At 28.3% G+C, this 1462-nt stretch carries 1 protein-coding gene; it reads left to right on the forward strand.

Going from position 1 to position 1462, the window contains the following annotated elements; genetic code table 11:
- The first annotated feature begins 127 nt into the window (after positions 1 to 127).
- On the forward strand, positions 128 to 1252 hold the full coding sequence (locus FFR48_RS27800) for a DUF262 domain-containing protein (RefSeq protein ID WP_137669568.1): 1125 nt from the start codon (positions 128 to 130) through the stop codon (positions 1250 to 1252).
- Positions 1253 to 1462: the final 210 nt, after the last annotated feature.

The following is a 1462-nucleotide window of genomic DNA, read 5'->3' on the forward strand; positions in this document are numbered from 1 at the left end:
CAATTTATTCAACTTTTAGGATATTAATAAAGGAATTAATCAGATTTTGAATGAAAGTAGATATTTTTTTCATCTTGATTCACTAATATGATATTTTGTCAAGATAATTTAGATGCGTTTCCCCTGAGTGTCAGACGAAGAAATCAATAAAAAATATAAAAAGCGTGAAATTAGAATTATTACCGAACAAGCTCGTTATCCTTTAGATAGTATACCGACAATGCTTGATAGTAAAAAATATATTCTTGATCCTGAATATAAGCGTAGAAAAAGATGGGGTAATACTCGAAAATCTCGTTTAATAGAATCATTAATAATGAATGTACCAATTCCACCTATATTTCTGTATGAAATAGAATATTCTCTCTATGAAGTAATAGACGGACAGCAAAGACTAACTACTATTTATGATTTCTACAAAGGAAAATTTTTTTTAGAAGAATTAGAATATTGGCAGGAATTAGAAGGTAGAAATTATCAAAATTTACCAGGACAGGTTAGAAAAATTCTAGATAGAAGATATTTATCATTTATTGTGTTATTGCAAGAAACAGCAGAAAGTCTAGAAGAAGCTGAACATATTAAAAAAATAGTGTTTCAGAGATTAAACAGTGGAGGAGAAGAATTAACTCCACAGGAAACCAGGAATGCTTTATATAATGGTAAGTTTAACCAATTATGTCTAAAACTTTCTCAAAATGACTATTTTCGTAAAATGTGGAAGTTCCCTTTACAAAGTGAAGGAGAAGAAAAATTACTAGAAAGTGAATCTTATCGCAAAATGGAAGATGTAGAATTAGTTTTACGATTCTTCGCTTACCGTCATTTAGATAAATTAAAACTTCCAGTTGATAAGTTTTTAGATGAATATTTAAAACAAGCAAATAATTTTCCAGATGAAACTATTGAAAATCTTGAAAAGCTTTTCAATGAAACTATTGAATTGATTTATTATATCTTGGAAGATTCAGCTTTTATTCCACCTCCACCACAAGGAGAGCGGAATAGAAAAATTCCTTTAAAAATAGTGTATGATCCAATTATGCAAGTATTTGCTAGTAAACTTCCCTTTAAGAATGAATTATTAAAGCATAAGGAAGCGATAAAAAATGAGATGTATTCTGATGAAAAAATGTTATATGTAGAAGAAGAAAATAATCGTTTTCTTTTTGAAGGTAGGTATGCTACCAAAAAAGCATTGGAAACAAGAATCGAATATTTTGATAAGTTTCTACAAAGCTACATTAAATAAAGTTTGGTAGAAATTATGAATATAGAATCATTAGAAAACTTTAAAAGAGAACTCAATCAAATTCGAGAATATTTAAAACATATTCAATAGACATCTCCGAAAAAGAATCAAATTATGGTATAACAAGGTAAAATCGTGCATCTACCCTGAGATTATGAGCAACATAGTTGAGTACATTCATAATAATCCTGAAGAATCACAACGGTTATT

Source organism: Sphaerospermopsis reniformis, from assembly GCF_005402885.1.
Lineage (GTDB): Bacteria > Cyanobacteriota > Cyanobacteriia > Cyanobacteriales > Nostocaceae > Sphaerospermopsis > Sphaerospermopsis kisseleviana.